We start from the raw sequence: 15,949 nt of genomic DNA, 5'->3' as shown, positions 1-15,949 counted from the left end.
GACTCTCATCAGCTAACATGGCGAGAAACCGTACGACAGGCAATGTAGAGATTTCGTATCGGTACTATCGTGCTCCAGATATGGAGTGATAACGGATGAACGCAGTCATTGATACTGTAATCATCGTTCTAAGGGTGCTGATAGCATTTCTGGAACTGACCCGGGCTTTCGTTGAAAAACGTTAACTAGTCGGAAACGTAAATAAGGCCGCTAAGCTAACCACTTAGTGGCCTTTAATATTGGTTAAAAGCTTAGTTTTTGGTGTTCGAGCAGGAAAAAGGTTTTAACGCTGAGGGAAGGTATTATTTTCAGAGACGTTAAAAAATAAAAACCCATCAACCTTGAACCGAAAACGGCGGGGTAGATGGGCTCCACAAATTGGGGACATCAAAGAAAAGCAGTGGCACTAATTCAGACTGACGCCCCGTCAGAAAGTTCGCTCAGGTATAAAAAAAAAGTATATTTCTATGTCTGTGCCCGAGATCACAATCCGGGCCATATCACGACTATCAACGTACCGGCCAGAGTTAACAACACGTTAGCGATAGCGTAGGTGCCCGCGTAACCCAAAGCAGGAATGTTGCTGCGGGCCGTGTCGCTGATGATTTCCATCGCTGGCGCACAGGTACGCGCCCCCATCATCGCCCCGAACAGCAGCGCGCGGTTCATGCGCAGGACGTAAGCCCCGAACAAGAAGCAGATAACCACCGGCACCAGGCTGACGATAAGGCCGGAGATAAGCATCTGGCCGCCAACCGCGCCGAGGCCGTTGCTGATGCCGCTGCCCGCGCTCAGGCCTACCCCGGCCATAAACACCATCAGGCCAAATTCTTTCACCATATTCAGCGCGCCCTGAGGGATGTAGCCGAAGGTCGGGTGGTTGGCACGCAGGAAGCCGAGCATGATGCCGGAGAACAGCAGCCCGGCGGCGTTGCCGATGCCGAAGCTAAACGAGCTGAACTGGAAGGTAATCATCCCGACCATCAGGCCGATGATAAAGAAGGCGCAGAACGCCAGCAGGTCGGTAATCTGGCTGTGAATGGAGATAAAGCCGATGCGCTCCGCAACCGTTTTTACACGCCTTGCGTCGCCGCTGACCTGCAATACGTCGCCTTTGTTGAGCACGATATTGTCGTCAATTGGCATCTCAATCTGGCTGCGGATCACGCGGTTGAGGAAGCAGCCGTGGTCGGTCAGCTTCAACTGCCCGAGGCGGCGGCCAACGGCGTTATGGTTTTTGACCACAATCTCTTCGGTGACGATACGCATATCCAGCAGGTCGCGGTCGAATACCTCTTTACCGTTACGGAAGCTCGGGTCGAGGCGCGAGTGCGCGTCCGGGTAGCCCACAAGTGAAATTTCGTCGCCCATCTGCAATACCGCGTCGCCGTCCGGGTTCGCCAGAATACCGTTGCGGCGAATACGTTCGATGTAACAGCCGGTCTGGCGGTAAATGCCCAGCTCGCGAAGGTTTTTGCCGTCCGCCCATGCAACCAGCTCCGGGCCAACGCGGTAGGCGCGGATCACCGGGAGATAGACCTTGCGGTTAGCGTCGGTGTCCAGGCCGCGCTCGCGGGCGATGTGCTGGGCGCTGGTTTGCAGATCCTGATGTTGTAGCTTCGGCATATAGCGCGCGCCAACAATCAGGCTGACCAGGCCAATCAGATAGGTAAGGGCGTAACCGAGGCTTAAATTATCCAGCGAAGTAGCCAGCTGCGCGCTGGCCATGCTCGAATGCCGCAGCGTATCCCCCGCGCCAACCAGCACCGGCGTAGACGTCATAGCGCCCGCTAGCATACCGGCGGTAAGGCCGATGTCCCAGCCAAACAGTTTGCCCAGGCCAAGGGCAATCACCATCGCGCTGCCAACCATCACCAGGGCCAGCATCAGGTAATTTTTGCCGTCGCGGAAGAAAATAGAAAAAAAGTTCGGCCCGGCTTCTACGCCGACGCAGAAAATGAACAGCATAAAGCCAAGATTTAACGCATCGGTATTGATCGCGAAGTGTTGCTGCCCGAGTAATAAAGAAACCACTAAAACACCAATGGAATTACCCAGTTGCACCGAACCGAGGCGTAATTTACCCAGGCAGAGTCCAAGCGTGAGTACCACAAATAACAAAAGGATGTAATTCCCGTTTAACAAATCTGCGACGTTTATATTCACGAAGGCTAACTTCTTGTTTACCAGTAAGCTGTTGAAAGAGATAGAGTTATGAGCTAATGTTTTGACGGGTCAGTTGATAACGACCGGCAATTATCAGGCATTAAAATATCTCACGAGACGACCGAATTTCCGCCGCTAGTTTAATCTTTATGAGTATCAGCGGCTAGTAAGAATATTGTGCTAATTGTGGCAATGCTTTATCGGCATGGATGGCCAAAGTTTTATCAAACTGGGTAAAGGCTCTGCGTGGAAACCCGCAGATTATTTTCTACCAGAAGCAGATGTCAGGAGGTGAGATGCACAAGCGAGGGCAACGGTGGCTGGGGATAACCTGCTGCTTTGTGCTATTTATTTTGGTTTTTCTTTCGCTACATTTACATGTAATGGGGCGGTTTATAGCCAGCGGGCATTATGAGCTGGGGCTGCTTTTCTTTCTCTTCCCCGGCGCGGTAGCCAGTTTCTTTTCTAAAAGCGACAAAGTGGTGAAACCCCTGGTGGGCGCCATGCTCGCTTCGCCTGTCTGCCTGTTAATTGCTCAACTTTTTTTGTCCACTCCACGCTCATTCTGGCAGGAGATAGCCTGGCTGCTTAGCGCGGTGTTCTGGTCTTCGTTGGGCTCGCTGTGTTATCTGCTGTTTGTGCTGTACCGCAGCAACGCCCGCGCCAATAAAAAAACCGACCTTTAACAGTCGGTTTTTTGGGCAAGCTTTAACTTATTGCGCGGTCTGGAACAGGTTCAGATGCTCTTTCGCATAAGCTTCAAAGTCGGTGCAGCCGCCAATATGCTTTTGATCGAGGAAAATCTGCGGTACGGTTTCAACCGGTTTACCCACGGTTTTTTCCAGGTCAGCCTTGGTGATGCCTTCGGCGTGGATATCCACATAGCGGAAGTTAAAATCATCACGCTCGGCGGTCAGTTTCTCAGCCAGTTCTTTAGCGCGAACACAATATGGGCAGCCAGGGCGTCCAAAAATCACTGCAAACATGCTCTCTCCTCAGTTTTTTTATGGCCGATACGAAACGGCGAATGAACTTATAATGCCGATATCCGTCACATTTTGAAAGAAGGCTGTGCCTGTTAGTTTGATGACCGTAAGCTATCTGGCATCAATTTCGAGCCTTTTCGACTCAACCTGATTTAAAAAAACCAAAGGAAAAAAGATGACGCCGACCATCGATCTGCTTCGTTCGCACCGTTCAATTCGCCATTTTACCGCCGAGCCGATAACCGATGAGCAGCGCGAGGCCATTATTGCCGGTGCTCAGGCGGCCTCCACCTCCAGTTTCTTACAGTGCAGCTCTATTATTCGTATTACCGATAAGGCGCTGCGCGAGCAGCTGGTGCCGCTGACCGGTGGGCAAAAGCACGTCGCAGAGGCCGCGGAGTTTTGGGTGTTCTGCGCCGATTTTAATCGTAATTTGCAAATTTGCCCGGACGCCCAGCTTGGGCTGGCGGAGCAGCTGCTGCTTGGCGCGGTCGATACCGCAATTTTGGCGCAAAATGCTCTTACCGCCGCGGAGTCTCTGGGGCTGGGCGGTGTGTATATCGGCGGCATTCGTAATAACATCGAGGCGGTTGGTGAGCTGCTCGGCGTGCCGAAATATGTGCTGCCTCTGTTTGGGCTTTGCCTCGGCTGGCCGGATGCACAGCCAGACGTGAAGCCGCGTATGCCCGCCGCGATGCTGGTGCACGAAAACCGCTACCAGCCGCTGGATCGTGAACTGTTGAACGAATACGACGAACAGCTTGCACAATATTATCTGAGCCGCGACAGCAACACTCGCCGGGATACATGGAGCGCCCATATCAGCCGCACCATCATCAAAGAAAACCGTCTGTTTATGCTCGACTATCTGCACAAGCAGGGGTGGGCTACACGCTAAGTAAAATGGCGGCCTGGCCGCCATTTCTTCAATCAATACATTTTCCGTATTAATCATTGCCGCAAACGGTATTGGTTCCTTAAGACGCTGAGTCGCTATAACTGCTGCAGTTATTTCGACAATCTGACAAGGAGCATCTGATGCCGACTACTGCTTTTGACAACTCTCCGTTTTACGCCGCCGATATTATCCGTTCCCGCATTAACGGCCTGGTGCCGCGCGTCGCTTTTATTCTGGGCTCCGGGCTTGGCGAGCTGGCGGAAAAAATCGAGCACCCGATGGTCTTTTCCTACGACGAGCTGCCTGGCTTCCCGGTTAGCACCGTTCACGGTCATGCCGGTGAGCTGGTTATCGGCACGCTGGCGGGCGTCCCGGTAGCCTGCATGAAGGGGCGCGGACACTTTTATGAAGGCCGTGGAATGTCGGTCATGACCAGCGCAATTCGCACCTTCAAACTGCTGGGATGCGAAATTCTGTTCTCTACCAATGCCGCAGGCTCCCTGCGCCCTGAAGTTGAGCCCGGCAGCCTGGTTGCGCTTAACGACCACATTAACACCATGCCGGGCACGCCAACCGTCGGGCCTAATGATGAGCGGTTTGGCGAGCGTTTCTTCTCGCTGGCAAATGCCTATGACGCCGACTATCGTGGCGTATTGCAGCAGGTCGCGCAGGAGCAAGGGTTCCCGCTACACGAAGGGGTATTTGTTTCCTATCCCGGCCCGAACTTTGAAACCGCAGCCGAAATCCGCATGATGCAAATTATCGGTGGCCATGTTGTTGGCATGTCGGTGGTGCCGGAAGTGATTAGCGCCCGCCACTGTGGCCTGAAGGTTGTTGCCGTCTCGGCTATCACTAACCTTGCGGAAGGTTTGGGCAAGATCCAACTTTCCCATGAGCAGACGCTGAAAGCTGCCGCGTTGTCGCGCCAGAACTTTATCAATCTGATTTGCGGCTTCCTCGGCAAACTCGCCTGAGCCTGACCGACCAATCCGGGGAAAACGCATGGCGATTAAACTGCGCTTGAAAATCATGTTGTTTTTGCAGTATTTCATCTGGGGAGCGTGGCTGGTTACGTTCGGCTCTTACATGATCAATACCCTCGGTTTTAAGGGGGCTGACGTAGGAATGGTTTACAGCACCAAAGGCCTTGCCGCTTTGCTGATGCCGGGGCTGGTCGGGATCATTGCCGACAAATGGCTACCGGCGAACCGGGTCTACTCTGTGTGCCATTTGGTGTGTGCGGGCATGCTGGTCTGGGCGGCCTGCATTAACCAGCCGGGGCTGATGTTCTGGGCAATGCTGGGCAACGCGCTGGCATTTATGCCTACCATTGCGCTGTCAAATACCGTCTCTTATGCCTGTCTGGAAAAAGCGGGGCTGGACACGGTAAGCCATTTCCCTCCCGTAAGAGTCTTTGGCACGGTAGGCTTTATTGCCGCGATGTGGACGGTCAGCCTGATGCAAATCGAGCTGAGCAATATGCAGCTTTATATCGCGGCGGTCGCTTCGGTATTGCTGGCGCTGTATGCCCTGACTTTGCCGACTATTCCAGTGGTCAAAAACCAGGCCGCCCGCAGCTGGGTAAGCCGCCTGGGGCTGGACGCGTTTGTGCTGTTTAAGAAGCCGCGTATGGCGGTGTTCTTCCTGTTTGCCATGCTGCTCGGGGCGGTGCTGCAAATTACTAACACCTTCGGCAACCCTTTCCTGCATGACTTCGCCCGGCAGCCCGAGTTTGCCAGCAGTTTTGTGGTGCAGTATCCGTCTATTTTGCTGTCGGTCTCGCAGATGTCGGAAGTGGCCTTTATCCTGACGATCCCATTCTTCCTGCGCCGCTTTGGCATTAAGCAGGTGATGCTGATGAGCATGGTTGCCTGGGTGCTGCGCTTTGCGCTGTTTGCCTGGGGAGACCCATCGGCCTTCGGTTTTGTGCTGCTGTTGCTCTCGATGGTGGTTTACGGCTGCGCCTTCGACTTCTTCAATATCTCCGGCTCGGTATTTGTTGAGCAGGAAGTTGACTCACGCATCCGCGCCAGCGCGCAGGGGCTGTTTATGACTATGGTAAACGGGATTGGTGCTTACCTCGGTGCGATTATCAGCGGTTATGCTGTTGATTATTTCACGGTGGACGGCGTGAAAGACTGGACCACAATCTGGCTGGTATTTGCCGCTTATGCGCTGGTGCTTGCCGTGGTCTTTCACTTCAGCTTCCAGTATCGCCACCGGCGTGAAGTCGATTCTTCGGCATCGCTCGCACATTAAGGCTCCCGGGCTTACAGCACCGGCCCGGGATGGTAATTTATGGGGCTTGCTACTCAGGGAGCCTCATGAATACTTCTCAGCGCATCTACCGAACCGATCTTAAATTACTGCGTTATTTTCAGGCCGTGGCCGAGGAACTGCATTTTGGCAGGGCGGCCGCTCGGCTGAATATGTCTCAGCCCCCGCTGAGCTTCCACATTAAAGAGCTGGAAGCGCAGCTTGGCACGGTACTGTTTATCCGCCATTCCAGGCACGTTGCCTTAACTCATGCCGGAGAAGTCCTGCTGGAAGAAACCCGGCAACTGCTGAGCAATGCAAACCTGGCGCTGGCCCGGGTGGAGCAGATTGGTCGCGGCGAGGGCGGGCGCATTCATCTCGGCATTGTCGGAACGGCTATTTGGGGCGGCCTGCGGCTGGGGCTACAACGCTTTATTGCCGATTACCCGGCTATTGATATTACCTTTCGCGAGAAATCCCCCGGCGATCAGCTGGCGCTGCTGGAACGCCACGAAATAGACGCCGGGATCTGGCGCATGGAAACCTCACCGCCGGGTGGCCTGAAGAGTGAAAAACTGCACGATGCAACTTTTATGGTCGCCATGCCGGAGCAGCACCCGCTGGCCTGCCAGCAAACGGTAGACATTGCCCAGCTCAGGCGGGAACCATTTGTCACCATGACGGCGGTACACTCAGACTGGACGTTTTTGCAGCGAGTATGTCGCGAAGCAGGGTTTACGCCGCGAGTCGTCAGGGAGGCGGTAGAGCCGCAAACGGTGCTAGCGCTGGTGAGTATCGGCTTTGGGTTGACGATTATGGCGGACAGCTACGCGCAAATGAGCTGGCCAGGCGTAGTGTTCCGCCCGCCGACTAAACCGATCCCCGCCGATCTCTATGCGGTGTTCGATCCGGTGCATCTCACTTCGACAACTCAGCAGTTAATTGATGCCCTTAAGAAGTCTCCGGGCCGTTTGCCCCATCGTTGAAAAGCGAGGGGAGTGATATGATATCCGGGCGGTTAATTTTGGTCTGGTTGCTCAGAGGTGCAGGTTGAAAATCGCTATTTTATCCCGGGATGGAACGCTCTATTCGTGCAAGCGCCTGCGTGAGGCGGCCATGCGCCGTGGTCATCTGGTGGAGATAATCGATCCCCTTTCTTGTTATATGAACATTAATCCGGCTGCGCCTTCGGTGCATTATAAAGGGCGGCAATTGCCGCATTATGATGCGGTTATTCCGCGTATTGGCTCGGCGATTACTTTTTACGGCACGGCGGTTCTGCGGCAGTTCGAAATGCTCGGCAGCTACCCGCTGAATGAGTCGGTGGCGATAACCAGAGCGCGCGACAAGCTGCGCTCATTACAGCTGCTGGCTAAGCAGGGAATCGATCTCCCGGTGACAGGTTTTGCCCACTCGCCCGATGACACCAGCGACCTTATCGATATGGTTGGCGGTGCGCCGCTGGTGGTGAAACTGGTAGAAGGCACCCAGGGGATTGGCGTGGTGCTGGCAGAGACGCGGCAGGCGGCAGAAAGCGTTATCGACGCTTTTCGCGGCCTCAATGCCCATATCCTGGTGCAGGAATACATCAAAGAGGCGAAAGGGCGCGATATTCGCTGCCTGGTGGTTGGAGACAAGGTTGTTGCGGCGATTGAGCGTCAGGCCAAGCCTGGCGATTTCCGTTCCAATCTTCACCGCGGCGGCTCGGCCCGGCAGGTCACGATTACCGAACGCGAGCGTGAGATTGCGCTCAAGGCCGCCAGTACGCTCGGGCTGGACATCGCCGGGGTGGATATTTTACGCGCCGAGCGTGGTCCTCTGGTGATGGAGGTTAACGCTTCACCCGGTCTGGAAGGTATTGAAAACACGAGCGGCGTTGATATCGCCAGTCTGATGATTGGCTGGGTCGAGCAGCAGGCACAGCCTGGCTACTGTCTTAAAACTGGTGGGTAATCGCCAAATCGGCGCTTATTCATAGTATGACGTGTCATTTTTGCGTAAGATGACGCGTTAATTTTTGAACCGGTAATGAGGTTTTTGCGTTTATGGATTCACTCGTCGTCCCGACTCTGGACACTTTACGCCGCTGGCTGGATGAAATTGGCGTGAGCTTCTTCGAGTGCGATACCTGCCAGGCATTGCATTTGCCCCATATGCAGAACTTTGATGGCGTATATGACGCGAAACTCGATCTTGTAGACAACATCATACTGTTTTCCGCGCTGGCTGAAGTTAAGCCGTCTGCTCTGCTGCCGTTGGCTTCCGACTTGTCGTCGATCAACGCCAGTTCTCTGACGGTAAAAGCGTTCCTCGACATTCAGGACGATAATCTGCCAAAGCTGGTGGTTTGCCAGTCTTTATCCGCTTCTGTTGGCATCACGCGCGAGCAGTTTGCCGCTTTCGTTCAGCAGAGCGAAGAGCAGGTGTCGATGGTCATTCTCGAGGCCTGCGCTAACCAACTGCTGTTTATCTCTGAAGAAGAAGAGCAAGACAGCACAATTATTCAGACTCACTCTGTGCACTGATCCTTCTCCCTTTTAACGCAGTGGCTGCCATAGCCGCTGCGTTCCGCATATTTTTATTCTGCATTACTGGCTTTCAGCCGAAATAAATCCCTGCCATATCGCGACTTTTCGCCGACTGTATAGACGAAAGATGCATAAAAAGTTGATAAAAGGCGTTTTTTCATCCGGGCTATAGTCTCGAACCCTGGCTACAGTTATTCTTGCGTGGCTCTAAAATCGAGCGACATCTGCGCGAAGGCTGCCCGCCTTTTTTCTTTGGGTAATGAATAGAGATGCATGAATCTTGCATGTCTTAAACGGCATGCGGCTACCGCTGATAAGTCACATTGCTTAAATTCGGCTCATTCGAGCCTGGTTTGGCCTTTATTCAGAAGGAATGAAATTATGTTCGACCAACGTAAAAAATGGTTGTCGGGAATGGTTGCAGGCGCGCTGATGGCCGCTTCGGTTACGGCAATCGCCGCCGAGCAGAAGACGCTGCACGTCTATAACTGGTCTGACTATATTGCGCCGGATACCCTGGCAAACTTCACGAAAGAGACCGGCATCAAAGTGGTCTATGACGTGTTTGATTCCAATGAAGTGCTGGAAGGCAAATTGATGGCGGGCAGCACCGGTTATGACCTGGTGGTGCCGTCTTCGCAGTTCCTGGAGCGCCAGGCGCAGGCCGGTATCTTCCAGCCTCTGGACAAGAGCAAGCTGCCGAACTACGCAAAGCTTGACCCGGAAATGCTCAAGCTGGTGGCCCAGAACGACCACGATAACAAATACGGCATCCCTTATATGATGGTCACCACCGGCATCGGCTACAACGTCGAGAAGGTGAAGGCGGCGCTGGGTAAAGATGCCCCGGTTAACAGCTGGGATCTGATCCTCAAGCCGGAAAACCTCGAAAAACTGAAAGGCTGCGGCGTCTCATTCCTGGATGCGCCGAGCGAAATCTATGCCACAGTGCTGCACTACCTGGGCAAAGATCCGAACAGCACCAACCCGGCGGATTACACCGGGGCGGCTAACGACCTGCTGATGAAGCTGCGTCCAAATATCCGCTATTTCCACTCTTCTCAGTACATTAACGATCTGGCTAACGGTGATATCTGCGTCGCTATCGGCTGGTCCGGCGATATCCTGCAGGCGGCAAACCGCGCTAAAGAAGCTAAAAATGGCGTGAATATTGCTTATTCCATTCCTAAGGAAGGGGCGATGGTCTACTTCGACATGTTTGCTATGCCGACGGATGCGAAGAACAAAGACGAAGCTTACCAATTCCTGAACTACCTGATGAAGCCGGACGTGGTGGCCAATATCAGTAATCATATTTACTACGCAAATGCTAACAAAGAGTCGGTACCGTTGCTGAGTGCCGAAGTGCGCGATAATCCGGGCATTTATCCGCCTGCGGATATTCGTGCCAAGTTGTTCACACAAACCGTTATGCCAGCAAAAATTGACCGCGTGATCACCCGCGCGTGGACTAAGGTTAAAACAGGCAAGTAAGCCCTGAACCGCAATGCAGCGGGCGGCTGCACCAGAGTTGTGCAGCTGCCCCAGCCTGAACAGAAGCCCTTGTTTCTGAACGGGCTAAAAGTACGGCAACCGGGCCGTACCTTCTTTTTGCTTTTGCCGGAGAGCAACAGAATTGAACGACGCAATCCCTCGCCCGCAGTCCAAAACACGTAAAGCGCTAACCCCGCTGCTGGAAATCCGCAACCTGACTAAATCATTTGATGGCCAACATGCCGTGGATGACGTCAGCCTGACTATCTACAAAGGCGAAATATTTGCTCTGCTCGGCGCTTCCGGCTGCGGCAAGTCCACGCTGCTGCGCATGCTGGCTGGGTTTGAGCAGCCGAGCACCGGGCAAATCATGCTTGATGGCGTGGACCTGGCGCATGTCCCGCCGTACCAGCGGCCGATCAATATGATGTTCCAGTCTTACGCGCTTTTCCCGCACATGACCGTAGAGCAAAACATTGCTTTTGGCCTCAAGCAGGACAAGCTGCCGAAGGCCGAAATTACCAGTCGCGTAGCCGAAATGCTTACGCTGGTGCATATGCAGGAGTTTGCAAAGCGCAAGCCGCACCAGCTTTCCGGCGGCCAGCGTCAGCGCGTGGCCCTGGCCCGCAGCCTGGCCAAGCGGCCAAAATTGCTTTTGCTGGATGAACCGATGGGCGCGCTGGATAAAAAATTGCGTGACCGGATGCAGCTTGAAGTCGTGGATATCCTGGAGCGCGTGGGCGTGACCTGCGTGATGGTGACTCACGACCAGGAAGAGGCGATGACCATGGCCGGGCGTATCGCGATTATGAATCGCGGCAAGTTCGTACAAATCGGCGAGCCGGAAGAGATCTACGAGCACCCAACTACCCGCTACAGCGCCGAATTTATCGGCTCGGTTAACGTTTTTGAAGGCCTGCTCAAAGATCGAGAGGAAGACGGGCTGGTGATTGACAGCCCGGGATTAATCCACCCGCTGAAGGTTGACCCGGACGCTTCGGTGGTTGACGGCGTTCCGGTGTTCGTAGCGCTGCGCCCTGAAAAAGTGATGCTGTGCGAAGAGCCGCCCGCGGACGGTTATAACTTTGCCGTCGGCGAAGTGGTGCATATCGCCTACCTTGGCGATCTGTCGATTTACCACGTTCGCCTGAAGAGCGGGCAGATGATAAGCGCCCAGTTGCAAAACGAGCACCGCTACCGTAAAGGTGCCCCGACCTGGGGTGACGAAGTTCGTCTGTGCTGGGATGCGGACAGCTGCGTGGTTCTGACGGTTTAAGGGGGCGAGATGACAACTCTTTCTGAAGGTCCGGCAGAGCCGGTGGCGGCGCAGCCGGGCGGTTTCCGGCGCTGGCTCGCCCGTATGCAAATGGCCCACGGGCGCAAGCTGGTTATTGCCCTGCCTTATGTGTGGCTGATCCTGCTGTTTATGCTGCCGTTTCTTATCGTTTTCAAGATAAGCCTGGCCGAGATTGCCCGCGCTATTCCGCCGTACAGCGACCTGGTTAGCTGGGCCGACGGACAGCTGTCCATCACCCTGAACCTGGCAAACTACTTCCAGTTGACGGACGATCCGCTCTATTTTGAGGCTTATCTGCAATCGTTGCAGATTGCGGCTATTTCCACGTTGTGCTGCCTGCTGCTGGGCTATCCACTTGCCTGGGCGATTGCCCACAGCAAGCCTTCCACGCGTAATATCCTGCTGCTTCTGGTTATCCTGCCGTCGTGGACCTCGTTCCTGATCCGCGTGTATGCGTGGATGGGGATCCTGAAAAATAACGGCATATTAAATAACGTCCTGATCTGGCTCGGCGTTATCGATCAGCCATTAACGATCCTGCATACCAATCTCGCGGTTTATATCGGTATTGTTTATGCCTACCTGCCGTTTATGGTGCTGCCTATTTATACCGCGCTGACGCGTATTGACTATTCGCTGGTGGAAGCCTCTCTGGACCTGGGCGCTCGCCCGCTGAGAACCTTCTTCAGCGTGATTGTGCCTTTGACCAAAGGCGGGATTATTGCCGGTTCGATGCTGGTGTTTATTCCGGCGGTGGGGGAGTTTGTTATCCCCGAGCTGCTCGGCGGACCGGACAGCATCATGATAGGGCGTGTGCTGTGGCAGGAGTTCTTCAATAACCGCGACTGGCCGGTGGCCTCTGCGGTGGCGATTATCATGCTGCTGTTGCTGATTGTGCCGATTATGTGGTTCCACAAATACCAGAATAAAGCGGCGGAGGGTAACGCATGAATAACTTGCCGGTAGTGCGCTCCCCCTGGCGTATCGTGATTTTAGTGCTCGGCTTTACTTTCCTGTATGCCCCGATGCTGATGTTGGTTATCTACTCGTTTAACAGCTCGAAGCTGGTGACGGTTTGGGCAGGCTGGTCAACGCGCTGGTACGGCGAGCTGTTCCGCGACTCGGCGATGATGAGTGCCGTGGGATTGAGCCTGACGATTGCCGCTGCTGCCGCAACGATGGCGGTTGTTTTGGGCACCATCGCCGCCGTGGTAATGGTGCGCTTTGGCCGTTTTCGCGGCTCCAGCGGCTTTGCTTTTATGCTCACCGCACCGCTGGTTATGCCGGACGTGATTACCGGACTTTCGCTGCTGCTGCTGTTTGTGGCGCTCGCGCACGCTATCGGCTGGCCGGGCGACCGGGGAATGCTCACCATCTGGCTGGCGCACGTCACGTTCTGTACCGCTTATGTTTCGGTGGTTATCAGCTCGCGGCTGCGTGAGTTAGACCGTTCGATTGAAGAGGCCGCAATGGATCTCGGCGCAACGCCGCTGAAAGTCTTCTTTGTGATTACGGTTCCGATGATAGCCCCGGCGATTGTTTCCGGCTGGCTGCTGGCGTTTACCCTTTCGCTGGATGACCTGGTGATTGCCAGCTTCGTTTCCGGGCCGGGGGCCACCACGTTGCCGATGCTGGTATTCTCCAGCGTGCGCATGGGCGTTAACCCGGAAATCAATGCCCTGGCGTCGATTATTCTCGGCGTGGTTGGCTTTATCGGCTTGATTGCGTGGTGGTTTATGGCGCGAGCAGAAAAGCAGCGGCTGCGCGATATCCAGAGTGCAAGACGTAGTTAAAACGCCTAAAATCTGCAATGATGTGCCTCCGGTGCCGCGCCTGTCGCGGCACCGTGACGTAAGGAACGCGAGGTTGTGGAAATTATCAGGAAGCAGCGGTCATCTCATGCAAAACTAAACGTCCCCACTTTAGTGATGGTGGCGGCCATAGGTATCATCACCACCCGATGCCTCGATTTACTGCTGCTGTTTAATATGCTTGGGGTGCGCGGGGTCTTAGATTTTGTTCACCGCAGCGTGCAAACCTGGAGCCTGACTCTGGTCTTTTTCTCAAGCCTGGTGCTGCTTTTCGTGGAGTTACGCTGCGCCTTTGTGATTATCAAAGGGCGTAACTGGGGCCGCTGGGTCTTTCTGCTGACCCAGGTTATTTCGATTGGCTATTTATGGTCCGCCTCTCTCGGCTGGGGTTACCCGGAGCTGTTCAGCATTGCCGGAGGCTCGAAGCGTGAAATCTTCCGCTCGCTGATAACCCAAAAGCTGCCGGATATCCTGGTTCTGCTGCTGCTATTTGTCCCCGCCCGCAGTCGGCTTTTTTTCAGACTTCAATAAGCGCGGAGTGCTACAATCTGCGCCCTCGTTTTTTCTCAGGGTTACTACGCTATGCAATGCTCGCTCTACGACGCCGGTCGCTGTCGTTCCTGCCAGTGGATTGAAAAGCCGGTTGAAGACCAGCTTTCCGCCAAAATGGCCGATCTTCGGCAATTGTTGGACGGCATTGCGGTGGGCGAGTGGCTGGAGCCGGTAAGCGGCCCTGAGCAGGCATTCCGTAATAAAGCCAAAATGGTGGTCAGCGGCAGCGTGGAAAAACCGCTGCTCGGCATGCTGCACCGCGACGGCACGCCGGAAGATTTAACCTACTGCCCGCTTTATCCCGCATCGTTCGGGGCGGTTTTCTCCGTCCTTAAGCCGTTTATCGCCCGTGCCGGGCTGACGCCGTATAACGTGGCGCGTAAACGCGGCGAGCTAAAATACCTGCTGCTGACAGAAAGCCAGCTCGACGGCGGCATGATGCTGCGTTTTGTGCTGCGCTCCGACAGCAAGCTGGAACAGCTAACGGCAGCTTTGCCGTGGCTTCGGCAGCAGCTTCCCCAGCTAAAAGTCATTTCGGCTAATATTCAGCCGGTGCATATGGCGATTATGGAAGGCGAGCAGGAAATTCCTCTGACCGGCCAGCGAGCGCTGGAGGAGTCGTTTAACGGCGTGCCGCTGTTTATTCGCCCGCAAAGCTTCTTCCAGACGAATCCGCAGGTTGCTTCCCGGCTGTATGCCACGGCGCGCGACTGTGTACGGGCTTTGCCGGTTAAACATATGTGGGATTTGTTCTGCGGAGTCGGGGGCTTTGGACTGCACTGCGCGACGCCGGAAATGAAGCTAACGGGCATCGAGATTGCCCCGGAAGCGATAGCCAGCGCCCGCCAGTCGGCGGAAAAGCTTGGTCTTAAAAATATTCATTTTCAGGCTCTGGACTCCACGCGGTTTGCCGTGGGACAGCAGGATATTCCCGACCTTGTGCTGGTGAATCCGCCGCGCCGTGGAATTGGCCGCGAGCTGTGTGATTACCTGACGGTGATGGCGCCGAAGTTTATCGTTTATTCGAGCTGCAACGCTCAGACAATGGCGAAGGATATTAAGACGCTGCCGGACTACCGCGTAGCGCGTACTCAACTGTTTGATATGTTTCCGCATACTTCGCACTACGAAGTACTGACCCTGCTTGAATACTGCCCCCCGGCCTGACCTTCTCCCCCTCGGGGAGAAGGTCAGGCCGGAAGTTTTTTATCAGGAAGAAGGTCGCTTACTGCGGGAACCACTCGTTACTGATTTTCTGATAAGTCCCATCGGCCTTAATCGCCGCCAGGGCATCATTTAGCTTTTTCAGCAGTGCCTGATTATCCGGGCGCACGGCAATACCTAAGCCGGTGCCAAAATATTGCGGGTCGGTCACGTGCTCGCCAACGGTACCGAGCTGCGGGTTGGTTTTCAGCCACTCGTTGACCACCGCCGTGTCGCCAAACACGCCGTCAATACGGCCATTTTTCAGGTCGATAATCGCGTTCTGATAGCTGTCATAAGAGACGGTTTTGACTTCAGGGTGCTTATCCTGGAGGTATTTCTGGTGCGTAGTGCCGTTTTCCATCCCGATGCGTTTTCCCTTCAGATCGTCCAGCGACTTGTACTGGCCCTTTTTCGCAATCACCACCGCAGAGTTGGCGTAGTAAGGGTTGGTAAAAGCGACCTGTTTGGCGCGCTCGGGCGTGATATCCATCCCCGAAATGACCGCATCATATTTGCGGAACTTCAGCGAGGGGATCAGGCTGTCAAATGCGTGGTTGGTAAAAGTACAGTCGGCCTGCATTTGTTTGCATAAGGCTTTTGCCAGATCGATATCAAAACCGACGATTTGATTCGCGGCATCCAGAGATTCAAAAGGAGGGTAGGTTGCCGAAGAGCCGAAGCTGATTTTTTCCGCCGCGGCCGCGTTGAATGCGGCTGTGGCAAGCATTGCGGCTAACAGTAACTTCTTCATACGT

17 protein-coding genes are annotated in these 15,949 nt (G+C 54.5%); 14 read left to right on the top strand and 3 right to left on the bottom strand.

What is annotated here, in order from left to right:
* The first annotated feature begins 95 nt into the window (after nt 1-95).
* The gene (dinQ, locus tag FOC35_RS22920) at nt 96-185 is read left to right on the top strand and encodes a damage-inducible type I toxin DinQ (RefSeq protein ID WP_371810729.1); all 90 of its coding nucleotides are present in this window, start codon (nt 96-98) and stop codon (nt 183-185) included.
* A gap of 298 nt (nt 186-483) precedes the next feature.
* On the opposite strand, the gene FOC35_RS01835 is transcribed toward dinQ, so the two are convergent.
* Nucleotides 484-2,166: an aspartate:alanine antiporter gene (locus FOC35_RS01835; RefSeq protein ID WP_016535554.1), complete on the bottom strand. Its 1,683-nt coding sequence runs from the start codon at nt 2,164-2,166 to the stop codon at nt 484-486.
* 296 nt (nt 2,167-2,462) lie between these two features.
* On the opposite strand from FOC35_RS01835, the gene FOC35_RS01830 reads away from it, so the two are divergent.
* Entirely contained in the window at nt 2,463-2,852 is a 390-nt protein-coding gene (locus FOC35_RS01830) for an inner membrane protein YbjM (protein WP_039898028.1), read from the top strand.
* A gap of 27 nt (nt 2,853-2,879) precedes the next feature.
* Here the strand turns inward: FOC35_RS01830 and FOC35_RS01825 are convergent, their stop codons facing one another.
* Nucleotides 2,880-3,152 (bottom strand): GrxA family glutaredoxin, encoded by a 273-nt coding sequence (locus tag FOC35_RS01825; RefSeq protein ID WP_008461049.1) that lies wholly within the window; start codon nt 3,150-3,152, stop codon nt 2,880-2,882.
* 175 nt (nt 3,153-3,327) lie between these two features.
* Here FOC35_RS01825 and nfsA point away from each other — a divergent pair, with 175 nt between their 5' ends.
* From nfsA to rlmC, 12 genes are all read left to right on the top strand, one after another.
* Nucleotides 3,328-4,050: an oxygen-insensitive NADPH nitroreductase gene (nfsA, locus tag FOC35_RS01820; protein WP_016535556.1), complete on the top strand. Its 723-nt coding sequence runs from the start codon at nt 3,328-3,330 to the stop codon at nt 4,048-4,050.
* A 140-nt stretch (nt 4,051-4,190) separates the two neighbouring features.
* Nucleotides 4,191-5,024: a xanthosine phosphorylase gene (gene xapA, locus FOC35_RS01815; protein ID WP_172567970.1), complete on the top strand. Its 834-nt coding sequence runs from the start codon at nt 4,191-4,193 to the stop codon at nt 5,022-5,024.
* 28 nt (nt 5,025-5,052) lie between these two features.
* Nucleotides 5,053-6,309, top strand: coding sequence for a nucleoside permease (locus tag FOC35_RS01810; protein ID WP_172567969.1), 1,257 nt, complete (start codon nt 5,053-5,055; stop codon nt 6,307-6,309).
* Between the two features lie 65 nt (nt 6,310-6,374).
* Entirely contained in the window at nt 6,375-7,292 is a 918-nt protein-coding gene (locus FOC35_RS01805; protein ID WP_039898029.1) for a LysR family transcriptional regulator, read from the top strand.
* 64 nt (nt 7,293-7,356) lie between these two features.
* A complete protein-coding gene (gene rimK, locus FOC35_RS01800; protein ID WP_039898030.1) occupies nt 7,357-8,259 on the top strand; it encodes a 30S ribosomal protein S6--L-glutamate ligase in 903 nt (300 codons plus the stop codon).
* A gap of 92 nt (nt 8,260-8,351) precedes the next feature.
* Complete coding sequence (locus FOC35_RS01795) at nt 8,352-8,831, top strand: YbjN domain-containing protein (RefSeq protein WP_016535561.1); 480 nt, start codon at nt 8,352-8,354, stop codon at nt 8,829-8,831.
* Between the two features lie 384 nt (nt 8,832-9,215).
* Entirely contained in the window at nt 9,216-10,328 is a 1,113-nt protein-coding gene (potF, locus tag FOC35_RS01790; RefSeq protein WP_016535562.1) for a spermidine/putrescine ABC transporter substrate-binding protein PotF, read from the top strand.
* Nucleotides 10,329-10,470: 142 nt separating this feature from the next.
* Nucleotides 10,471-11,604 (top strand): putrescine ABC transporter ATP-binding subunit PotG, encoded by a 1,134-nt coding sequence (gene potG / locus FOC35_RS01785; protein WP_172567968.1) that lies wholly within the window; start codon nt 10,471-10,473, stop codon nt 11,602-11,604.
* A gap of 9 nt (nt 11,605-11,613) precedes the next feature.
* The gene (potH, locus tag FOC35_RS01780) at nt 11,614-12,576 is read left to right on the top strand and encodes a putrescine ABC transporter permease PotH (RefSeq protein ID WP_172567967.1); all 963 of its coding nucleotides are present in this window, start codon (nt 11,614-11,616) and stop codon (nt 12,574-12,576) included.
* Nucleotides 12,573-13,418, top strand: coding sequence for a putrescine ABC transporter permease PotI (gene potI, locus FOC35_RS01775; protein WP_016535565.1), 846 nt, complete (start codon nt 12,573-12,575; stop codon nt 13,416-13,418). The genes potH and potI overlap by 4 nt, the downstream gene beginning before the upstream one ends.
* 75 nt (nt 13,419-13,493) lie before the next feature.
* The gene (locus tag FOC35_RS01770; RefSeq protein WP_172567966.1) at nt 13,494-13,967 is read left to right on the top strand and encodes a YbjO family protein; all 474 of its coding nucleotides are present in this window, start codon (nt 13,494-13,496) and stop codon (nt 13,965-13,967) included.
* A gap of 51 nt (nt 13,968-14,018) precedes the next feature.
* Nucleotides 14,019-15,155: a 23S rRNA (uracil(747)-C(5))-methyltransferase RlmC gene (gene rlmC / locus FOC35_RS01765; protein WP_172567965.1), complete on the top strand. Its 1,137-nt coding sequence runs from the start codon at nt 14,019-14,021 to the stop codon at nt 15,153-15,155.
* Between the two features lie 58 nt (nt 15,156-15,213).
* Here rlmC and artJ read toward each other — a convergent pair whose 3' ends face one another.
* Nucleotides 15,214-15,945 carry an arginine ABC transporter substrate-binding protein ArtJ gene (gene artJ, locus FOC35_RS01760; RefSeq protein WP_172567964.1) on the bottom strand — a complete coding sequence of 244 codons (732 nt, stop codon included), beginning with the start codon at nt 15,943-15,945 and terminating at the stop codon, nt 15,214-15,216.
* Nucleotides 15,946-15,949: the final 4 nt, after the last annotated feature.

This window comes from Cedecea sp. FDAARGOS_727 (assembly GCF_012273235.1).
GTDB lineage: Bacteria > Pseudomonadota > Gammaproteobacteria > Enterobacterales > Enterobacteriaceae > Cedecea > Cedecea davisae.
The sequence above is the reverse complement of the archived record's forward strand: the minus strand, read 5'-3'. Positions and strand labels throughout refer to the sequence as shown.

Bases quoted from the DNA above. Each gene is read 5' to 3' on its own strand.
- potI (WP_016535565.1), top strand. From the start codon at position 12,573: ATGAATAACTTGCCGGTAGTGCGCTCCCCCTGGCGTATCGTGATTTTA.
- dinQ (WP_371810729.1), top strand. From the start codon at position 96: ATGAACGCAGTCATTGATACTGTAATCATCGTTCTAAGGGTGCTGATA.
- FOC35_RS01825 (WP_008461049.1), bottom strand. From the start codon at position 3,152: ATGTTTGCAGTGATTTTTGGACGCCCTGGCTGCCCATATTGTGTTCGC.
- FOC35_RS01830 (WP_039898028.1), top strand. From the start codon at position 2,463: ATGCACAAGCGAGGGCAACGGTGGCTGGGGATAACCTGCTGCTTTGTG.
- artJ (WP_172567964.1), bottom strand. From the start codon at position 15,945: ATGAAGAAGTTACTGTTAGCCGCAATGCTTGCCACAGCCGCATTCAAC.
- potH (WP_172567967.1), top strand. From the start codon at position 11,614: ATGACAACTCTTTCTGAAGGTCCGGCAGAGCCGGTGGCGGCGCAGCCG.
- FOC35_RS01805 (WP_039898029.1), top strand. From the start codon at position 6,375: ATGAATACTTCTCAGCGCATCTACCGAACCGATCTTAAATTACTGCGT.
- nfsA (WP_016535556.1), top strand. From the start codon at position 3,328: ATGACGCCGACCATCGATCTGCTTCGTTCGCACCGTTCAATTCGCCAT.
- rlmC (WP_172567965.1), top strand. From the start codon at position 14,019: ATGCAATGCTCGCTCTACGACGCCGGTCGCTGTCGTTCCTGCCAGTGG.
- FOC35_RS01795 (WP_016535561.1), top strand. From the start codon at position 8,352: ATGGATTCACTCGTCGTCCCGACTCTGGACACTTTACGCCGCTGGCTG.
- potF (WP_016535562.1), top strand. From the start codon at position 9,216: ATGTTCGACCAACGTAAAAAATGGTTGTCGGGAATGGTTGCAGGCGCG.
- xapA (WP_172567970.1), top strand. From the start codon at position 4,191: ATGCCGACTACTGCTTTTGACAACTCTCCGTTTTACGCCGCCGATATT.
- FOC35_RS01810 (WP_172567969.1), top strand. From the start codon at position 5,053: ATGGCGATTAAACTGCGCTTGAAAATCATGTTGTTTTTGCAGTATTTC.